Source organism: Acinetobacter pseudolwoffii (assembly GCF_002803605.1).
Classification (GTDB): Bacteria; Pseudomonadota; Gammaproteobacteria; order Pseudomonadales; family Moraxellaceae; genus Acinetobacter; species Acinetobacter pseudolwoffii.
Genome location: NZ_PHRG01000005.1, coordinates 175,517 through 193,653 on the forward strand (window position 1 = coordinate 175,517; position 18,137 = coordinate 193,653).

General features: G+C 41.4%; 15 protein-coding genes. 8 read left to right on the top strand and 7 right to left on the bottom strand.

Annotation, left to right across the window (positions count from 1 at the left end; genetic code table 11):
* Positions 1–126: 126 nt before the first annotated feature.
* The 4 genes from CWI32_RS11245 (at position 127) to gltS (ending at position 6,220) form a co-directional block, all read left to right on the top strand.
* Complete coding sequence (locus tag CWI32_RS11245; RefSeq protein ID WP_100535313.1) at positions 127–2,766, top strand: bifunctional aconitate hydratase 2/2-methylisocitrate dehydratase; 2,640 nt, start codon at positions 127–129, stop codon at positions 2,764–2,766.
* A gap of 59 nt (positions 2,767–2,825) precedes the next feature.
* On the top strand, positions 2,826–4,511 hold the full coding sequence (locus tag CWI32_RS11250; protein ID WP_100535314.1) for an ATP-dependent nuclease: 1,686 nt from the start codon (positions 2,826–2,828) through the stop codon (positions 4,509–4,511).
* A 139-nt stretch (positions 4,512–4,650) separates the two neighbouring features.
* Positions 4,651–4,872 carry a hypothetical protein gene (locus CWI32_RS11255; protein WP_100535315.1) on the top strand — a complete coding sequence of 74 codons (222 nt, stop codon included), beginning with the start codon at positions 4,651–4,653 and terminating at the stop codon, positions 4,870–4,872.
* Positions 4,873–4,996: 124 nt separating this feature from the next.
* Positions 4,997–6,220: a sodium/glutamate symporter gene (gene gltS / locus CWI32_RS11260; RefSeq protein WP_005097189.1), complete on the top strand. Its 1,224-nt coding sequence runs from the start codon at positions 4,997–4,999 to the stop codon at positions 6,218–6,220.
* 152 nt (positions 6,221–6,372) lie between these two features.
* Here gltS and CWI32_RS11265 read toward each other — a convergent pair whose 3' ends face one another.
* The gene (locus CWI32_RS11265) at positions 6,373–7,236 is read right to left on the bottom strand and encodes an alpha/beta hydrolase family protein (protein ID WP_005170572.1); all 864 of its coding nucleotides are present in this window, start codon (positions 7,234–7,236) and stop codon (positions 6,373–6,375) included.
* Between the two features lie 117 nt (positions 7,237–7,353).
* Between CWI32_RS11265 and CWI32_RS11270 the strand changes: the two genes are divergently transcribed.
* Positions 7,354–7,812, top strand: coding sequence for a hypothetical protein (locus CWI32_RS11270; protein ID WP_005097113.1), 459 nt, complete (start codon positions 7,354–7,356; stop codon positions 7,810–7,812).
* An 82-nt stretch (positions 7,813–7,894) separates the two neighbouring features.
* Here CWI32_RS11270 and CWI32_RS11275 read toward each other — a convergent pair whose 3' ends face one another.
* Entirely contained in the window at positions 7,895–8,113 is a 219-nt protein-coding gene (locus tag CWI32_RS11275; RefSeq protein ID WP_005097112.1) for a hypothetical protein, read from the bottom strand.
* A gap of 584 nt (positions 8,114–8,697) precedes the next feature.
* Entirely contained in the window at positions 8,698–9,984 is a 1,287-nt protein-coding gene (brnQ, locus tag CWI32_RS11280; protein ID WP_100535316.1) for a branched-chain amino acid transport system II carrier protein, read from the bottom strand.
* Between the two features lie 350 nt (positions 9,985–10,334).
* Between brnQ and map the strand changes: the two genes are divergently transcribed.
* Positions 10,335–11,129, top strand: a complete 795-nt coding sequence (gene map, locus CWI32_RS11285; RefSeq protein ID WP_074383204.1) for a type I methionyl aminopeptidase — start codon at positions 10,335–10,337, stop codon at positions 11,127–11,129.
* Positions 11,130–11,361: 232 nt separating this feature from the next.
* Here map and CWI32_RS11290 read toward each other — a convergent pair whose 3' ends face one another.
* Positions 11,362–12,261 carry a LysR substrate-binding domain-containing protein gene (locus CWI32_RS11290; RefSeq protein ID WP_005097107.1) on the bottom strand — a complete coding sequence of 300 codons (900 nt, stop codon included), beginning with the start codon at positions 12,259–12,261 and terminating at the stop codon, positions 11,362–11,364.
* Positions 12,262–12,573: 312 nt separating this feature from the next.
* On the opposite strand from CWI32_RS11290, the gene CWI32_RS11295 reads away from it, so the two are divergent.
* Positions 12,574–13,482 (top strand): polysaccharide deacetylase family protein, encoded by a 909-nt coding sequence (locus CWI32_RS11295; RefSeq protein ID WP_100535317.1) that lies wholly within the window; start codon positions 12,574–12,576, stop codon positions 13,480–13,482.
* A 160-nt stretch (positions 13,483–13,642) separates the two neighbouring features.
* Here the strand turns inward: CWI32_RS11295 and CWI32_RS11300 are convergent, their stop codons facing one another.
* From CWI32_RS11300 to CWI32_RS11310, 3 genes are read right to left on the bottom strand one after another with little or no spacing between them, the layout of a single operon-like run.
* Complete coding sequence (locus CWI32_RS11300) at positions 13,643–14,341, bottom strand: SIR2 family NAD-dependent protein deacylase (RefSeq protein ID WP_100535318.1); 699 nt, start codon at positions 14,339–14,341, stop codon at positions 13,643–13,645.
* 18 nt (positions 14,342–14,359) lie between these two features.
* Complete coding sequence (locus CWI32_RS11305) at positions 14,360–15,292, bottom strand: alpha/beta fold hydrolase (RefSeq protein WP_100535319.1); 933 nt, start codon at positions 15,290–15,292, stop codon at positions 14,360–14,362.
* A 30-nt stretch (positions 15,293–15,322) separates the two neighbouring features.
* The gene (locus CWI32_RS11310; RefSeq protein ID WP_100329579.1) at positions 15,323–15,859 is read right to left on the bottom strand and encodes a PadR family transcriptional regulator; all 537 of its coding nucleotides are present in this window, start codon (positions 15,857–15,859) and stop codon (positions 15,323–15,325) included.
* Between the two features lie 164 nt (positions 15,860–16,023).
* Here CWI32_RS11310 and CWI32_RS11315 point away from each other — a divergent pair, with 164 nt between their 5' ends.
* A complete protein-coding gene (locus tag CWI32_RS11315) occupies positions 16,024–18,048 on the top strand; it encodes an NADPH-dependent 2,4-dienoyl-CoA reductase (RefSeq protein WP_005097099.1) in 2,025 nt (674 codons plus the stop codon).
* Positions 18,049–18,137 lie beyond the last annotated feature (89 nt).

Genomic DNA, 18,137 nt, shown 5'->3' on the forward strand with positions numbered 1-18,137 from the left:
AAGAAACACTTGAGTTGCATTAACTTTTAACTGGAAATTTAGTAAAATTTCGGAGTCCATATTATTTGTGAAGCTTGGAATAAGCAGGAATTCATAAGTAATTTTTTAAAAAAGAGGAATAACACTGTGCTAGAAGCTTACCGCCAACACGTTGAAGAACGTGCCGCACTCGGAGTCCCACCGAAGCCACTTGACGATGCCCAAACCGCTGCATTAGTTGAACTACTAGTTAACCCGCCAGCTGGTGAAGAAGCATACTTGGTAGATTTGCTTGAAAACCGTGTACCAGCAGGTGTTGACCAAGCTGCATATGTAAAAGCTGCGTTCTTGGCTGCATTGGCAAAAGGCGAAGCAACCTCTCCACTTGTTTCTAAAGAACGTGCGGTTTACTTGCTAGGTACTATGCTTGGTGGTTATAACGTAGCGCCTTTAGTTGAACTTTTAGACAACGCTGAACTTTCTGAGCTTGCTGCTGAAGCGCTTAAGAAAACGCTTCTTGTATTTGATGCATTCCACGATGTCGCTGATAAAGCAAAAGCGGGTAATGCAAATGCACAAGCTGTTATGCAGTCTTGGGCTGATGCTGAATGGTTTACTTCACGTCCAGACGTTCCTGAAGAAATCAAACTGACAGTTTTCAAAGTCACTGGCGAAACCAACACTGATGACTTGTCACCTGCACAAGATGCTTGGAGCCGCCCGGACATTCCATTGCACGCAAATGCAATGTTGAAAAACGTACGTGACGGAATCAAGCCGGAAGTTCCTGGTGAAGTGGGTCCATTAAACCAAATCAAAGAATTGATCGCGAAAGGCAACCAGGTTGCTTACGTAGGTGACGTTGTTGGTACAGGTTCATCTCGTAAATCTGCAACCAACTCTGTGCTTTGGTTCTTTGGTGATGACATTGCTCATATCCCGAACAAAAAAGACGGTGGTTACTGCCTAGGTTCTAAAATTGCGCCAATTTTCTTCAACACGATGGAAGATGCGGGTGCATTACCGATCGAGATCGATGTTGGCAACATGAACATGGGCGATGAAATCGTTCTTAAAATCGATCATGCTGCTGCGAAAGTTTCTGCATCTAAAGACGGTGCTGTAATTGCTGAAGCTGATCTTAAAACACCTGTACTTCTAGACGAAGTTCGTGCTGGCGGTCGTATTAACCTGATCGTTGGTCGTGGTTTGACCACTAAAGCACGTGAAGCTTTAGGTCTTCCAGTATCTACGTTGTTCCGTACTCCGGTTCAACCTGCTGCAACTGGCAAAGGCTTCACTCAAGCACAGAAAATGGTTGGTCGCGCTTGTGGTCTTCCTGAAGGTCAAGGCGTACTTCCAGGTACTTACTGTGAACCTAAGATGACCACTGTTGGTTCGCAAGATACCACTGGCCCAATGACGCGTGACGAATTGAAAGACTTGGCTTGCCTAGGTTTCTCTGCTGACCTTGTTATGCAGTCTTTCTGTCATACCGCTGCGTATCCAAAGCCAGTTGACGTTCAAATGCAACACTCGCTTCCTGATTTCATCATGAACCGTGGTGGTGTGTCTTTACGTCCAGGTGACGGTATTATCCACTCTTGGTTAAACCGTATGCTTCTTCCGGATACTGTGGGTACTGGTGGTGACTCGCATACTCGTTTCCCAATCGGTATTTCGTTCCCGGCGGGTTCTGGTCTAGTAGCTTTTGCTGCAGCAACTGGTGTTATGCCACTTGATATGCCTGAATCTGTACTTGTGAAGTTCAAAGGTAAAATGCAGCCTGGTATCACGCTACGTGACCTGGTACATGCAATTCCTTACTACGCAATTCAAGCGGGTGACTTAACTGTAGAGAAGAAAGGTAAGAAAAACATCTTCTCTGGTCGTATCCTTGAGATCGATTTGACAGAAATGGAAACTGACCTGACTGTTGAGCAAGCATTCGAATTGTCTGATGCTTCTGCTGAACGTTCAGCTGCTGGTTGTTCGATCACGCTTTCTGAAGAGAAAGTTGCTGAATACCTTCGTTCAAACATCACTATGCTTAAGTGGATGATTTCTGAAGGTTATGGCGATGCGCGTACGATGGCTCGTCGTGTTGAGAACATGGAAAAATGGTTAGCGAATCCATCACTTCTTAAAGCTGATGCGGATGCTGAATACACGAAAGTGTATGAAATCGATCTAGCTGACATTAAAGAACCTGTTCTTTGCTGCCCGAACGATCCAGATGATGCAAAACTTCTTTCTGACGTTCAAGGCGTGAAAATTGACGAAGTATTCGTTGGTTCTTGTATGACAAACATTGGTCACTTCCGTGCGACTGGTAAATTGTTAGAGAAAGTTCCAGGTGGTGCATTGTCAACTCGTTTGTGGATTGCTCCGCCAACGCGTATGGACGAACATCAGTTGATGGAAGAAGGTTTCTATAACATTTATGGTAAAGCTGGCGCGCGTACTGAAATGCCAGGTTGTTCATTATGTATGGGTAACCAGGCACGTGTAGCTCCGAACACAACTTGTGTATCGACGTCTACACGTAACTTCCCGAACCGTCTAGGTCAGGGTGCTAACGTTTACTTGGCTTCTGCTGAACTTGCATCTGTTGCTGCTGTATTGGGTAAATTACCAACTCCAGAAGAATACCAACAATATGCAGCTCAAATTGACAGTATGTCAGCTGACATCTATCAATACTTAAGCTTCGACAAGATGAGCGAATATACTAACGCTGCTGCGAATGTTGATACGAAGAAAATTGCTGCTGCTCAGTTGACTTAATTTATTGAAAAATAAATTAAAGTAGTTTATAAAAGCTCCACTTAGGTGGGGCTTTTTCTATGAAACTAACAAAATTTACGATTAAAAATTTCAGAAGTATTACGGATGGAGGAGAAATTAATTTAAAAGATCAGTCCGTCCTAGTTGGTAAAAATAATGAGGGTAAAACTACTGTTTTACTTGCTTTGAAGTTAGCAATGGATACTTTAAAGTTTCATGGATTATCTTATAAAAGTTTAGGAAGTGTACGTTTTAAACAGAGAAATAATTATGACTGGTATAGGGACTTTCCAATTTCTCTTCAAAATAAGCCACGCGCTAAAAATACATTATTTATATTAAATTTTGAGCTAAATGAAGATGAAAGACTAGATTTTTATAAAGTAATAAGAAGTAGAATCAATGGTGATTTATGTATACAGATTTCATTTGATCAAAATAATGTAGGTGAAATTCTTGTACCAAAACGTGGAAGTAGTTCTTTATCTGAAAAATCAGAGAAAATCGCAAAATACATTGCTGAAAAAATTCAATTTACATATATACCAGCGGTAAGAACTGAACAAGAAGCTTTAGATGTAATTAATGAAATGGTCGAAGAGGAATTAGCAAAATTAGAAAGTGATGAAGATTTTAAACAAGCATTAGCTGTAATCGAAAATTTACAAAAACCTGTATTAGATAAAGTTGCAAATACTATTAAAGATTCTTTACATAAATTTTTGCCAAATATTAAATCAGTACAATTAAGAATCTCTGATTCAGCTAGAAGATATAGATTAAGAAAAGATTATGTTATTGAGGTTGATGATGGTGATCAAACCGATATTAAATATAAAGGTGATGGAGTGAAAAGCCTAGCAGCTATCGGTTTGTTGAAAGATAGAAATAGAATTCATAATGGGGCATCTATTATTGCTATTGAAGAACCAGAATCACATTTACATCCTTCAGCAATGCACAGTTTGAAAGTGGCTGTTGAAGAGCTGTCTATAGTAAACCAGTTAGTTATATCAACACATAATCCAGTGTTTGTTGACAGAGATGAGCTATCTAATAATATTTTAGTATCGAATAATAAAGTAAAATCAGTTAAGAAAATTCAAGAAATTCGTGATTGCTTGGGTGTTAGAACTTCTGATAATTTGGAGCATGCACGTAAAGTTATTATTGTTGAAGGTGAATGTGACAGTATTATTATTAAAAAACTTATAACCGAGAGGAGTCAAAAACTATCAAAAATAATGAAAGATGGTGATTTAATAATTAAATTTTTGGGTGGTGTGAGTAAATTAAATTATGAACTTAAACATTATCAAGATATGCTTTGCTCATGTTTTGTTATTGTGGATAACGATGAGGCCTCAAAATCAATCATACCAAAACTACTCGATTCTACTGAGTTAAATAATAATTCTTATAGCTATTTAATGGCGAAGGGAAAAAAAGAAACAGAAATTGAAAATTTATTTAAAATTGAATTTTATTCAAATAAAGTAGATCAGGAATTTGGGATTGACCTTAAGAACACCAAATTTAGTAAAGATAATAGTAAGTGGAGTACTGCTTTGAAAAGCGTATTAGAAGCTCAGGGTAAAGTTGTCACAGATTCCATTTTAACTACACTTAAGAAGCATATAACTGCACAAGTTAGTCAGTATGGTGTATACGAAAATATTTATGATTGTAATCATGAATATATAGATAATCTTATTCTCCAACTAGAGCGAAAATTTATAAAATGAAGAAATGCTAAGCCCAGTAAATGATTTTTTAGTTTAAATTGCGATCAATTGGTAAGTAATCATTAACTAGACCTTACAACTAAACTCAATCATCGTTTAATCTTTACATTGAAAAATGATTTAGCAAGTTGATGTAGTAATGCCCAAACAATCCCGATTTTTATGTATTGGTGGTTTCCTCAATGGAACGCAAGTTAAAGACCAAGGCGATAACTTTGTCTGTGTCGAAAAGTCTAAAAATGTGACTTACACAAAAAAGGAAATTTTCCATCCTGACGCTTGGGATCATGACTACTATGTCTGTGAAAGCACCACAGATCAGCAAGCGCGCAACTGGGTTTATGATATTCCATCCCGTTAATTGCATCTATTCAGGCTATAAATTAAACAATTATTAGAAACAATAACTTGCATTACATTTCTGTGGTTGATTTTTCATACCTCTTTCCTAAAACTGTATGAAAATAAAGCCAATAGGGAATGTTATGACTTATGAAATAGATGCCTTTGGCACTCTGGTAATTGCTGTTTTTTTTCTTTTTATTGGGCGGTATCTTGTTAGTAAAATTAGCTTCTTTAGGAACTATAACTTACCTGAACCTGTAATCGGTGGTTTAGTCGCAGCGATTACGGCCTTTATTCTCTATAAATTGTTTAATATCAGTGCCACATTTGACGCACAAATTCAAACCATCCTGATGCTGATGTTCTTTACTTCTGTTGGCTTAAGTGCAGACTTTTTGAAACTGAAAGAAGGTGGAAAATCGCTCCTGACCTTCTTGGTCTGTGTCATTTTATTTGTAGTCGTGCAAAATGCTGTCGGTATGAGTTTAGCCACAGCGCTTGGACTTGATCCACTGATTGGCTTGATTGTCGGTTCCGTCACCTTAACGGGTGGTCATGGTACCGCCGGTGCCTGGGGCGAGGTTCTGGAAACTCAATATGCGATCCAGGGAGCAGTTGTCCTTGGTATGGCAAGTGCTACCTTTGGCTTGATTATTGGTGGACTTGTGGGCGGTCCAGTTGCCAAGTTCCTGATTAAACGCAACCAACTGGCTGAAACAGTAGCGCAAGAGACTAATGAACAGCAGCTCGAATCGCACATCAACACTGCGCCCTTTGAATATCCAAAGAAAACCCGATTGATTACATCCAGTAATGCCGTGTCGACTTTGGGGATGTTTGCCCTGTGTATTTTTGTCGCCAATCAGATGACAGACTTCAGTCAGGGAAGATGGTTTGAATTGCCCACTTTTGTATGGGCTTTAGGCACAGGTGTGATTGTGCGTAATGTCTTGGAGCATGTGCTGAAAGTCGATATCTTCGACCGTGCAATCGATGTATTTGGCAATGCGTCTTTATCCCTGTATTTATCTATGGCTTTACTATCACTACAACTCTGGTTACTGGCCGATTTGGCAGGTCCGCTCATTACCATTTTATTGGCGCAGACAGCGGTATTGATTTTATTTACCGCAATTGTGACCTTTAGAATTATGGGCAAAAATTACGATGCAGCAGTATTAGTGGCAGGGCATTGTGGTTTTGGTATGGGGGCAACACCGACAGCGATTGCCAATATTCAGGCGGTGACCAATAGCTATGGTCCATCACATAAAGCTTTTTTAATTGTACCGCTGTGTGGTGCATTTTTTATTGATATTGTGAATGCTGTGGTGATCCAAAGCATCATTGCATTTTTCGGCTAAATGTTAATACGTTTTTAAAATCATACATGCAATAAAAAGCCCCATGGTTAGGGGCTAGTCGTATATAGGTCAAGCCCATATACTGTAAGAGGCTCATCTCAAACTGAGTGTATTAGAACATAGCAGCTTGCAAATAACCATCTAAATCTGATTTAAACCGTCAATTGTTGTTCAATCACCGGCCATAAATTCTCATGTGATTTTTTAAACATCAGCATATGGCCAATGGCTTTATGCGCATATCTTTTAGGTTGAAGCTCAATCATCTGAGTATCTGCATTGGGGTATAAACGCAGTAAATCTTTTACATTTGCTTCTGTTGCAATTTCATCATCCGATGACCAGATCGAAATAATCGGGCAGGTGATTTGAGCATGAAAATCTGAGCGTGGCAATATGGTTTTACCCATTGCATTCATGACATAGCCCGGTTTGCTACAGAACTGTGCCCATTCACGCGCCACATCTTTAGGCAGATTTTCGCCCATGCCAATGGCTTGAGTCGGAGCATATCCTTTGCTCATACGGGCCAGTGGGAAAATGAGATTGAACATGACCGGCGCCAGCAGTTTGGTTTTACCTTTAAGTCCTTTGACATGTCCGGTTGAGCCAGCAACAGCCACCACTTTTGCAACTTTGTCATAATTCGGTACGATCCCCAGAAGCTGACCACCAGCACTATGCCCCAGCAAAATCACTTTTTCTGCATGAGTACGTGCTAATAAAGCATCAATCGCGGCGGGAATATCCAGTTGACCCCATTGCACAATGCTGGCTTTGGACTGTTTTAAAGGGCCTGCGAGTGACTCACCAATTCCCCGAAAGTCAAAGACCAGTACCGCATAGCCCTGAGCTTGCAACCAGATGCAGAAATGATGATAAAACTGTTGGGTAATACCTGTGGCAGGACAGACCAATACCGGACGTTTTTCAGATTCTGAAGAAGCCGCATAAAAGCGTGCACTTAAGTGATAGCCATCCTGGCACTGTAGAGTCAATGTTTCAAATTCAGACATACGATACACTATGATTTTAGCTTCCTGATGAAGCTTTAACTTTATACAGTTTTTGAAGGGATGCTTGCGCAAAGCATGACTTAAAAGTCAGTAAAATAATAGATATGGAATGAGCTTATGCTATCAATGGAACTTGCACTGGCCGTTAAAATCGCCATTATTTTTAGTGGAATATTCTTGTGGATTGGGATGTTTACCGGGGTCTGGAAGTATTGGCAGATCCGTCAATCACCACAGTCACGCGCACATTATTATGTCGATATTGCCCATCGTAGCAGTCTGCTATATGCACCAGCGACGCTAATTCTGGCAGTTCTGGCATATTATTCCGATTTATCCAGTGCCATGAATTTGATCTGCGTACTGGTGAATATCGTATTTTTTAGTTTTTCGATTGCAGCTTATATGCTGCATGGTTTCCTGCAAGATACCACCAATCAGTTTAAGCAACCGCATCAACTGGGTCGGTTTCATCTACCTGGCAGTCTGATGAGCTTGGCAATGCTGGGATTAATTATTGCAGAACTTGGAGGAACGGGGATTTTACTCTATGGCGCATTTGGTGGGCTATTTTAATTATTCTTAAAAGTAATATTTTGGTTTTTTTACCAGATGGATGACTGGCCACATCATCCATCTGGGCTAATTTAAAATTTGATTATCGGTATTTCTGGTCTATGGCAGCCCATAGGAAGAAAGCAGCTGAGACGATCAGCGCATAACCAAAGTATTCAAGTTTTAAATTACCTTGAATTAAGCAATGGACGGTTAAAGTCAGCATAAGTGCAAAAGTGGTGCATATAAATGTCACCAGATTGGTGTCGTTGGCTTTAAGAGCGTCAATGAAGACTTGCTTGTTGAAATGTAATGATAACATCTCCATCCCTCCCATTTATTTATGTTATTGAAGACTAAAGCAGATTAAGTTAGTCAGAATTGAACATACAGTTGTACTGTTTAATATCAGCCTTTGCAACCATCGGGCTGCACTTTCAGGGTCAAAATGGCCTTCTTTAGTCGTAAAAATACATAATCAATTGATTAGTAAAGCATTATATATTCAGATTACACCTCCATATCGTCATGAAAACAATAGCTAGCAATTGTTTGATGTGAGCAGATAGAAAATGCAAATTCTACGCCAAAGATATGTAGTGTTAATCAATAGAATGTAAGACTGTGTATAAGTCAGAGGGCAAGATGGTTTAAGTCAGCAACAACAGGTATCTAAAAGCTAAAATTCAAAAAGTTATTTATATTTATATTAAAAATAGGATCATTCGAGCCTGATTATGAATCACACTTTCTGGAAAAAGCACGAGTAAATAGACACACAGCGATGATTTGATATTGTCTGTAAGAAGCAATAAAAGTCCGTTTGGGTAAAACCTGACAATTATTGATCACGCTAAAACCGGATTTTGGGTAAAAATACGATCTTTATCAGACAGCCTAGAAAGATTAGTTTCTAATACGGTCAATCACAGCTGCAATTAGCAATACAATCATGGATGGAATAAACCAGGCCAGATTCTGTTCTGAGAGCGGCAAATTTTGTAGTACGGCAGGCAACTCAAAACCAGCAACTTTTATTCCATCAAAAATACCGAAGATAAATGCCACTAGCGTCACTGGTGCAATCACATGAGACGGTTTTTTGAAGAAGCTAGCGCAGAAGCTCAATAAAATCACACTAATTGCAGGTGGATAAATCGCGCTCAATACGGGCACCGAAACGGCAATCAGTTTGGTTAAACCCAGATTTGAAATAATCAGTGAGAAACCGACCAGAATAAATACAAAAATCTTGTATGGAATTTTAGTCAAACTGGAGAAATATTCGGCACAGGCGCAGGTCAGGCCAATCGCAGTCACCATACAGGCAATAAAAATCATGCCAGACAGGAAATAAGCACCCATATCACCAAAGGCATGTTGTACATAGGCATGCAGGATAATGGCACCATTGGCTGCATTCGGTGCAATTTCGTGGCTACCGAGTCCGAGTTTAAACAGACTTAAATACACCAGTGTTAAACCAATACCGGAAATAATGCCGGCATTCACCGCATATTTGGTAATCAGTTTTTTATCGGTTACACCACGTGAAGTAATCGCTTTCACAATCACGATCCCGAAAACCAAAGCACCTAAAGTGTCCATGGTCAAATAACCATTGACGATGCCTTCAGTCACCGGACTGGTAACGTAATTATTGATCGCTGCCGGTGGATTGCTGGCAGGAATCATTACGGCTGCCACACCCAAAATGATCAAAGAAATAATTTTAAGCGGTGACAGGAAATAGCCAACTGTATCCAGAATCTTGTTTGGATATAAAGACACCACAGTGACTATAGAAAAATAGATGATGCTGTACATGAGCAGGCTGCTCGATTCATCACCAAAGTAAGAAGAAAAACCAATTTCATAAGAAACGGTTGCAGTACGCGGTGTTGCAAATAAAGGGCCAACAGCTAAGTAACACACCACAGTCAGTAAAATACTGGCTGCTTTACCAAGTGGGGAACTGAGTGCCTGAATGGAGCCTTCAACGCGCGACAACGCAATAATGGTAATTACAGGTAAGCCAACTGCAGTAATAAGGAAACCTAAAGCAGCGAGCCATACATGTTCACCAGCTTGTTGAGCCACAATCGGGGGGAAGATAATGTTGCCCGCACCAATAAACAGTGCAAAGGTCATAAAACCTAGGGCGACAATATCCCGGGTACGCAGACTTGTCATAAAGGGAGATCAATCGACCAAAAGAAAGCGATTTTAGTGTATATGTCCATCTTTTTGGAGCTTATTTTAAGGCTGCAGACCTTGAATCTATTGATTTTGCTGCTCAGATAACCATTCATTCAAATTTTGGTAGAAATATCTGATTGATAATCAGCTAAAAAATAGATGATCTAAGCCCACTGTATGGATTGATCTGAATTTTCTTTAAAATTCTCAGATTATTGTTTGTATGAATAAGCAACAGTTGAAATTCTGATTTCCAGAAAAATTGCGGTGATGAAATCCACTAACTGTGACATATGTAACAAAAAAGGGACTATAATTCAGATATTCATAGTGAGGATAGATATATGCGAGCTCCAGCGATTAGTCTTAAAACTGAGCAAGATGTAGAAAAATTGCGGATATCTGGGCGTTTGGCCGCAGAAGTTTTAGCGATGATCGGGGAGCATGTCAAGCCAGGTGTCACGACCGAATATCTGGATGATCTCTGTCATGATTTTATTATCAATACTCTAAAAGTAACACCGGCCAATATTGGCTATTATGGTTATACCAAGACCACCTGCATTTCGCCGAATGAAGTAGTCTGTCACGGTATTCCATCCTCAAAAACCGTGTTGCAGGATGGTGATATTATCAATATTGATGTGGCGATCATCAAAGATGGTTATTTCGGTGATACCAGCCGGATGTATTATGTGGGAACGCCATCTCCAGAAGCCAGACGTCTGGTCAATACCACCTATGCAGCGATGCTGGCCGGGATTCATGCAGTGAAGCCGGGAGCTACCTTAGGCGATATTGGTTATGCAATTCAAACCGTTGCACAGCGTGAAGGCTATTCGATTGTGCGTGAGTATTGCGGTCATGGCATCGGCAAGGTTTATCACGAACAACCGAATATTCTGCATTATGGACAGCCGGGTCAAGGCATCAAGCTGGTGCCGGGTATGGTCTTTACCATTGAGCCGATGGTAAATATGGGTAAAGCTCGTGTCAAAGAACTAAAAGATGGCTGGACTGTGGTTACCACGGATAAATCGTGGTCTGCACAATGGGAACATATGGTTTATGTGACCGAAACCGGATTTGAATTACTCTCTCCATGGCCTGAAGGCACGGGTGATTATCCGGAAATTTAAAATTTTGACGGGATTTCTGTTAAAAACTTTTGACTTGCCAAATTTACAAGTTCATCGTTTTTGCTGACAAAAATATACAAAACACTACAGCAAAACAATGGTTTGAAAATAGAAGTCTGGTTAGACTGAGAATCAGTTACAAAGTTTCCTTTTTTATTCACTGTGCTGTAGTGACCTGTTTCTCTAGCTCATTTTTCCCCAAGAATGAGCTATTTTTTTGTCCATATTTTTATTAGCTATGGTTTAATTCTGCGACCAGATAGTCAATAAATACCCGGACTGCAGGCAGCAGACCGCGACGTGAGGGATAAACCGCATGAAAAATACCATGCGGTGCTTTCCAGTCAGGTAAAACCCGTACCAGTTCGCCACGTGCCACATACTGCTCTACCACGTTATCTGGCAATAAGGTCACCCCGCAGCTTGAAGCCGCAAGTTGCGCCAACATATTGAGGTCTGAACCCAATACAGTTGGACTGACCCGAATTTTCTTTTGTTCTTGCTGCTCGTTTTGTAAGGTTAGAAATTGTTCGGTATGATCTTCTGCCATAGTCAGAATCTTATGTTCAGCCAGTTGCTCGGGGGTTTTTAGCTCACCAAACTGATTGAGATAACCTTGACTTGCAAACAGATGCTGTTCAATTTTTTCAAACTGACGGATGACCAGATTCGGATCGTCATCCAGATTGGAGCGTACTCGCAGTGCCAGATCACAGCCTTCATTAATGATATCGACCCGGCGATTGGTGATCATCATCTGAACTTTAATTTCTGGATATTGCTTGAGGAAGTTTGGCAGGATTTTGGCGATTTCATTCTGGGCAATTAAAACCGGCAAACTGACTTTAATCGTACCACGCGGTTCGGTACTAAGATGATCGACCAGATCATGTGCTGCCTGTGCTGCATTTAACATGACTTGTGCATGGCGGTAAACGTTCATGCCAATATCGGTGACCGCAAAATGACGCGAGCTGCGTTGAATCAGGCGGACACCTAGACGTTCTTCCAAGTTATGGACACGACGGCTAAGCTTGGATTTAGGGATGTCTGTTGCACGTTCGGCTGCGCTAAAGCCGCCATGTTCCACCACCTGTGCAAAGCAGTAAAAATCATCAAGATCAGTCAGCATTCCAAAATTCCATTTATGCAACAATCTGCTGATTAAAAATTGATTGTTACGTTCTGTCAATTAAAAAAATATTGAAGTTACTAAAATTTAAAAGCCAACACACTCGATAATGTGATACATAGGCGCTCATTTATAATGTCTGGAATCTCATTACACCACAGCTAAGTGGTGATTCATTAAAAAAATTGCCATTCAATATATAAGCTTAGATAATAAATAAATTTCGTATTAGCCGTCGATGTAAAGTTCAATCAGTTTGAATAATTATGCTAGGTTAAAAGGTATTTATTTTCTAAGCTCTAGCACTCATTTATGATTAAAAAAATTGTCTTAAGCCTATGTCTCTGTGTTTCTCATGTGGCTTTTGCTCAACAGATCGCCCTCAGTTTCGATGATGGACTAGACCCAGCCAATAACCCAGATGCTTGTCATATCAATAATGACATTCTAAATACCCTAAAACAAAAGCGAATTTTGGCTATTGTCTATCCAAGCGTCAGTAAAATTAGCACAGAAAAAGGGTTGCAGATGATTTCAGAGTGGGGGAAACAGGGGCATCGAATAGGCAATCATGGAAATTTACATCTTAACCTAAATAAAGATGACATTAGCTTGAAAAATTATTTAAAAGACATAGAGCAAGGACATCAAATATTTTCTACATTACCCGGATTTGTACCACGTTACCGATTTCCATTTCTTAAAGAGGGAAATACGCTAGAAAAAAGGGAAGGAGTACGACAATGGCTGATAACCCATCATTATCAATCGGGAACTGTTAGCATCGATGCGAGTGATTGGTATTACAATCAACTGTTTTTGCAGTATCAGCAAGCACAAGATCAAGAAAACCTGAATAAATTAAAACAAGCCTATCTGTTTCATTTGCTTGATCGAGCACAGTATTACGATAATTTAGCACAACAAACATTAGGACGTTCCCCCAAGCATGTGCTTTTACTTCATGTAAGAGCCATTAATGCGGCTTGGCTAGAAGACATTATTGATTTGTTTAAGCAACAGGGCTGGAAATTTGTTGATAGTGATAGCGCTTATCAGGATTCAATTTATAAAATTCAGCCACAAACTCTACCTGCGGGTGAAAGTATTTTATGGAATATTGCACAAATTTATGGGCTCGAGTCATTACGTTATCCAGCTGAAGATGCCCCCTATGAATATCCAAATTTGAAAAAATTTGGTTTAAGTGTGGCGCCTTAGATACGGCTATTTCACTTTAGAAAATCACGAGGTGTATGCTATAGACAGTAAGAGTTAGATAGTATTTAGGCTGTAACCAATATGATTAAGTGTCGCTACGTTTTCTAAATACCTGAATAATCATCATCGAACATGACACAGCATATGTCTTGTGATGAAATTATTTTTCTAGGAGCTGGATCAACTGTTGCATACCGTGAGTGGCCGTTTGGGTGATCTTGTGAAATTGTACCGGCAATTGTTGTTGGTCTGCTTTGGGGTCAATATAATAGGCCTGGCAAGATGCCGGAATGTCATGAATCAATCCCGCCACTGGATAAACTTGCAGACTGGTGCCAATCACCACAAAAATATCGGCATCTTGTACACAACTTTGGGCTTCTGCATAGGCAGGAACGGCTTCGCCAAACCAGACCACGTGTGGACGCAGTGGATAACCTGCTGTGCAAAAGTGCTTGTTTAAATCTAATTCAGTTTCTTCAATCGGATAGAATTGGGTCGTACTTTGTGCATCTGGACCTGAGGTTTTAGCCAGTCGGATATTGCCATGAAGATGAATCACTTTGCTGCTGCCGGCACGTTCATGCAGATCATCGATATTCTGGGTAATGACATGCACATCATAATCTTGTTGCAGTTGCGCAATCTGGAGATGTGCAGTATTTGGCTCTGCCTCCAGAATATTTTTTCGGCGTGCATTGTAAAAGCACTGCACCAGTTGCGGATCTCTGGCCCAGGCCTGCGGAGTGGCGACATCTTCAATCCGATACTGTTCCCAAAGACCATCGCTGTCACGGAAGGTATTGATGCCACTTTCTGCGCTCATACCCGCACCTGAAAAGACCACCAGTTTTTTCATTATTTTTCTCCTGAATATTTAAACTGCTGAAGTACTCGATTGTGAATTCTCTTTCAAGAAGACACCGAGTTCTCTGGAAAATTTTAGCGGTTCAGTCAGCAAGGGCGTATGACCGGATTTTTTAAAAATCACCTGTTTGGCTTGAGACAGGCTTTCTGCAATCAGGCGCTGTCCTTCAAAAGGATAGAGCCGGGATTGCGCGCCGCTAAAGAAAGTCACCGGACATTGAAGTTTGGTTAATGCTTCACGGTAATCTTCTCGATGATACAGATAATTGTTGATATACCAGGCCATGTAGTCCACACGGCTGGATGGCAGTAATAAACTTTGAAAGCGAGGTTGATGCAGTAAAAACTCAAATGCTTTAAGACTATAGGGATGACTGTTTTGCAGCTGGATAAAGCGCAGCCATAATGCGCCAATCTGTTGGCGTACTGTTTGATCTAGATCGCGAATAAATTGAATTTGCGGATGTGCAGCGAGGAGAACAGACAGTTGCTGCAAAATCCCCCTAAATTCGTCATGTTTTGGTCCAAACAGACCAAAAGCCCAAGTATCATCTACCGGTATTTTGGGTGTCTGATCAATATGCAAATAAGCCGTGATCCGTTTAGCGAAATGATCAGAGTGCAGACCATGCATAAGTGTGGTTGCCCCCATAGAGTAGGCAATGACTATGACTCGATCGAACTTGAGCTGATCTACCACTGAGCGCACATCCTGCCAATGACAGTTAATTGCATCCAGATTTGCTGGAATTTTACAGTCTTTGGATGCACCGAAACCACGCCATTCTGGAATAATAAAACGAAACCTGTTTTTATGCGGATATAAAAAGGCCGCCCATTGCCAGCTCAACATGCCCAGACCAGACAACACTAAAACCGGTTGACCCTGACCGTATTCACGTACAAACAGCTGTTCGCCGTCTGGCATGCGATAAAAGGGCATGAATATTCTCCTTATTTTTATCCCGATCGTTTATTTAAACTGTTTGAGTCGCGGAATAACGGTTTCCAGCCAGTGAATCCAGCCAAGTTCTTGATCAATGCCGAGCTGTAAAATCATTTTATGAATATACAGGGTGCGATCATTTTCATCAGCTTGGGCAAAGTCTTTGGCAAAAATTTGCTGATAGGTGTTGAGTTTTTCTTTGTGCAGGACTAAATGCCGTTCCAGTTCCGCTAATGTGTTGTTGCCACCAAGCTGCGCTTCGGCACGTAAGCGTACCATCAATTCTTCGCGCAACTGTGCCGGTGGACTTTGCTGTATCATCCAGTGAGCCAATTCTTCACGACCGGGCAGTTCAACCTGATAGGTTTTTTTACGTGAATGTGCATCTTCTTCTTCGAGTGTTGAAATCCAGCCCTGTTTTGACATGGCATTTAGCTCTCGATAGATTTGCTGGTGGGTCGCATTCCAGAAGAATCCCATTGAGCGGTCAAAGCGCCGCGCCAGTTCTATTCCGGTACTGGGTTTTTCAATCAGGCTGGTCAGTAGCACATGCGATAAAGACATAAACGTCTCAAAAAAATGACTCGGGATTATTATGCAACATGTTGCATAAAAATCAATTCTGATTTATATATTAGTGCAACAAGTTGCATAATTCTGATCGATAAATGCAATATCTGATCAGCTGAATAAAAATAGCCAGCACATCAGCACGCTAAGGAGTTGAAATGTCTAAATATCCGAATTTACTTGCCCCGCTTGATTTAGGGTTTACCACACTCAAAAACCGGGTGCTGATGGGGTCAATGCACGTGGGGCTTGAAGAAGCACCCGGCGGATATGAGCGGATGGCAGCTTTTTATGCAGAGCGTGCCAAAGGTGGCGTGGCCTTAATCGTGACGGGTGGTATTTCACCCAATGATCATGGGGTGACGTTTCAGGGCGGCTCCAAGCTTGACAGTGTCGAAGAAGCTGAAAAGCATAAAGTGATTACCCAAGCGGTGCATGATGCAGGCGGGAAAATTGCCCTGCAAATTTTGCACACGGGCCGTTATTCCTATCAGGCAGAAAATGTTGCACCCTCTCCGATTCAGGCACCCATTAACCCGGTCAAGCCGCATGCCTTGAGTTCAGCTGAGGTTCAGCAAACTATTGATGACTTCGCCAATTGTGCCAAGCTGGCACAGTATGCCGGTTATGATGGCGTAGAAATTATGGGGTCGGAAGGTTATTTGATTAACGAGTTTATTGCAGCGCGAACCAATCATCGTGATGATGAATGGGGCGGCAGCTATGAAAACCGCATTCGTTTCCCGATCGAGATCGTGCGCCGTACCCGTGAAATGGTCGGTGAAAACTTTATTATTATCTATCGTCTGTCTATGCTGGATCTGGTGGAAGGTGGCTCAACTTTAGATGAAGTGGTACAACTGGCTAAAGCCATTGAAAAAGCCGGTGCCACGATTATCAATACCGGCATCGGCTGGCATGAAGCACGTATTCCGACAATTGCCACCAAGGTTCCTCGTGCAGCCTTTACCTGGGTTACCCGCAAGCTCAAAGGTCTGGTAAAAGTTCCTCTCATTACTTCTAACCGCATCAATACACCTGAGATGGCTGAGTATGTACTGGCTTCTGGTGATGCCGATATGATTTCCATGGCGCGTCCAATGCTGGCTGACTCTGAGTTTGTGCTTAAAGCTGAACAGGGTCGTAGCGATGAGATCAATACGTGTATCGGTTGTAATCAGGCCTGTCTGGATCATATTTTCTCGATGAAAATTGCCACCTGTCTGGTCAATCCACGGGCCTGTTATGAAACCGAACTCATCTTCAAAGACGTTGGCGAAGCGAAAAATATTGCCGTGATTGGGGCAGGTCCTGCCGGTTTAAGTTTTGCAGTCTATGCAGCGAATCGTGGTCATCAGGTCACGGTATTTGATGCGGCTGCACAGATTGGGGGACAATTTAATATTGCCAAAACCATTCCGGGCAAGGAAGAATTTTATGAAACCTTGCGCTACTTTAAACGTCAAATCGAGTTGCAGCCACGCATCAAGTTAAAGTTAAATCATACTGCCAGTTTTGCAGAACTTGAAGCGTCAGCATTTGATGAGATTGTCGTGGCAACAGGGGTAACCCCGCGTCAACTGGATATTCCGGGGATTGATCATCCAAAAGTCTTGTCTTATCTCGAGGTGTTAAAAGAGCGTAAAGCTGTGGGACAGCGTGTGGCGATTATTGGTGCGGGGGGTATTGGTTTTGATACCGCGGAACTTCTGAGCCATGAAGGGGAAAGTGGCAGTATCAATCCAGAAAAATTCTATGATGAATGGGGCATCGATACCAAATATGATCAGGTCGGTGGTTTAAAAACTCCGGTTCTGGAAAAATCATCCCGTGAAATTTACTTATTGCAACGAAAAGCTGCTTCTGTGGGTTCTAGTCTGGGTAAAACCACGGGCTGGATTCACCGCACAGGGCTTAAACATCGTGACGTGAAAATGATTGCGGGTGCCAGCTATGACAGGATTGATGATCAGGGCTTGCATATCACCGTCAATGATAAGCAAATGGTGTTGGAAGTGGATAATGTCATTATTTGTGCTGGTCAGGAATCTTATACCGCCATGTTTGATGAGTTAAAATCTGCTGGTAAAAGTGTACACCTGATTGGTGGCGCCAAAGAAGCGGGTGAGTTAGATGCTAAACGTGCCATTCGTCAGGGGGCTGAATTGGCAGCGGTGATCTAAAAATATTAAAACCTGCTTTTTTTCCTCTCCTTTATTAAAGGAGAGGATTTATAAGAAAGAATCTCCCTTGTGAAGCAGTACTTCTCACC

Coding starts and splice junctions, on each gene's coding strand:
- CWI32_RS11250 (WP_100535314.1), top strand. CDS start 2,826: ATGAAACTAACAAAATTTACGATTAAAAATTTCAGAAGTATTACGGAT.
- CWI32_RS11255 (WP_100535315.1), top strand. CDS start 4,651: ATGCCCAAACAATCCCGATTTTTATGTATTGGTGGTTTCCTCAATGGA.
- gltS (WP_005097189.1), top strand. CDS start 4,997: ATGACTTATGAAATAGATGCCTTTGGCACTCTGGTAATTGCTGTTTTT.
- CWI32_RS11265 (WP_005170572.1), bottom strand. CDS start 7,236: ATGTCTGAATTTGAAACATTGACTCTACAGTGCCAGGATGGCTATCAC.
- CWI32_RS11270 (WP_005097113.1), top strand. CDS start 7,354: ATGCTATCAATGGAACTTGCACTGGCCGTTAAAATCGCCATTATTTTT.
- CWI32_RS11275 (WP_005097112.1), bottom strand. CDS start 8,113: ATGTTATCATTACATTTCAACAAGCAAGTCTTCATTGACGCTCTTAAA.
- brnQ (WP_100535316.1), bottom strand. CDS start 9,984: ATGACAAGTCTGCGTACCCGGGATATTGTCGCCCTAGGTTTTATGACC.
- map (WP_074383204.1), top strand. CDS start 10,335: ATGCGAGCTCCAGCGATTAGTCTTAAAACTGAGCAAGATGTAGAAAAA.
- CWI32_RS11290 (WP_005097107.1), bottom strand. CDS start 12,261: ATGCTGACTGATCTTGATGATTTTTACTGCTTTGCACAGGTGGTGGAA.
- CWI32_RS11295 (WP_100535317.1), top strand. CDS start 12,574: ATGATTAAAAAAATTGTCTTAAGCCTATGTCTCTGTGTTTCTCATGTG.
- CWI32_RS11300 (WP_100535318.1), bottom strand. CDS start 14,341: ATGAAAAAACTGGTGGTCTTTTCAGGTGCGGGTATGAGCGCAGAAAGT.
- CWI32_RS11305 (WP_100535319.1), bottom strand. CDS start 15,292: ATGCCCTTTTATCGCATGCCAGACGGCGAACAGCTGTTTGTACGTGAA.
- CWI32_RS11310 (WP_100329579.1), bottom strand. CDS start 15,859: ATGTCTTTATCGCATGTGCTACTGACCAGCCTGATTGAAAAACCCAGT.
- CWI32_RS11315 (WP_005097099.1), top strand. CDS start 16,024: ATGTCTAAATATCCGAATTTACTTGCCCCGCTTGATTTAGGGTTTACC.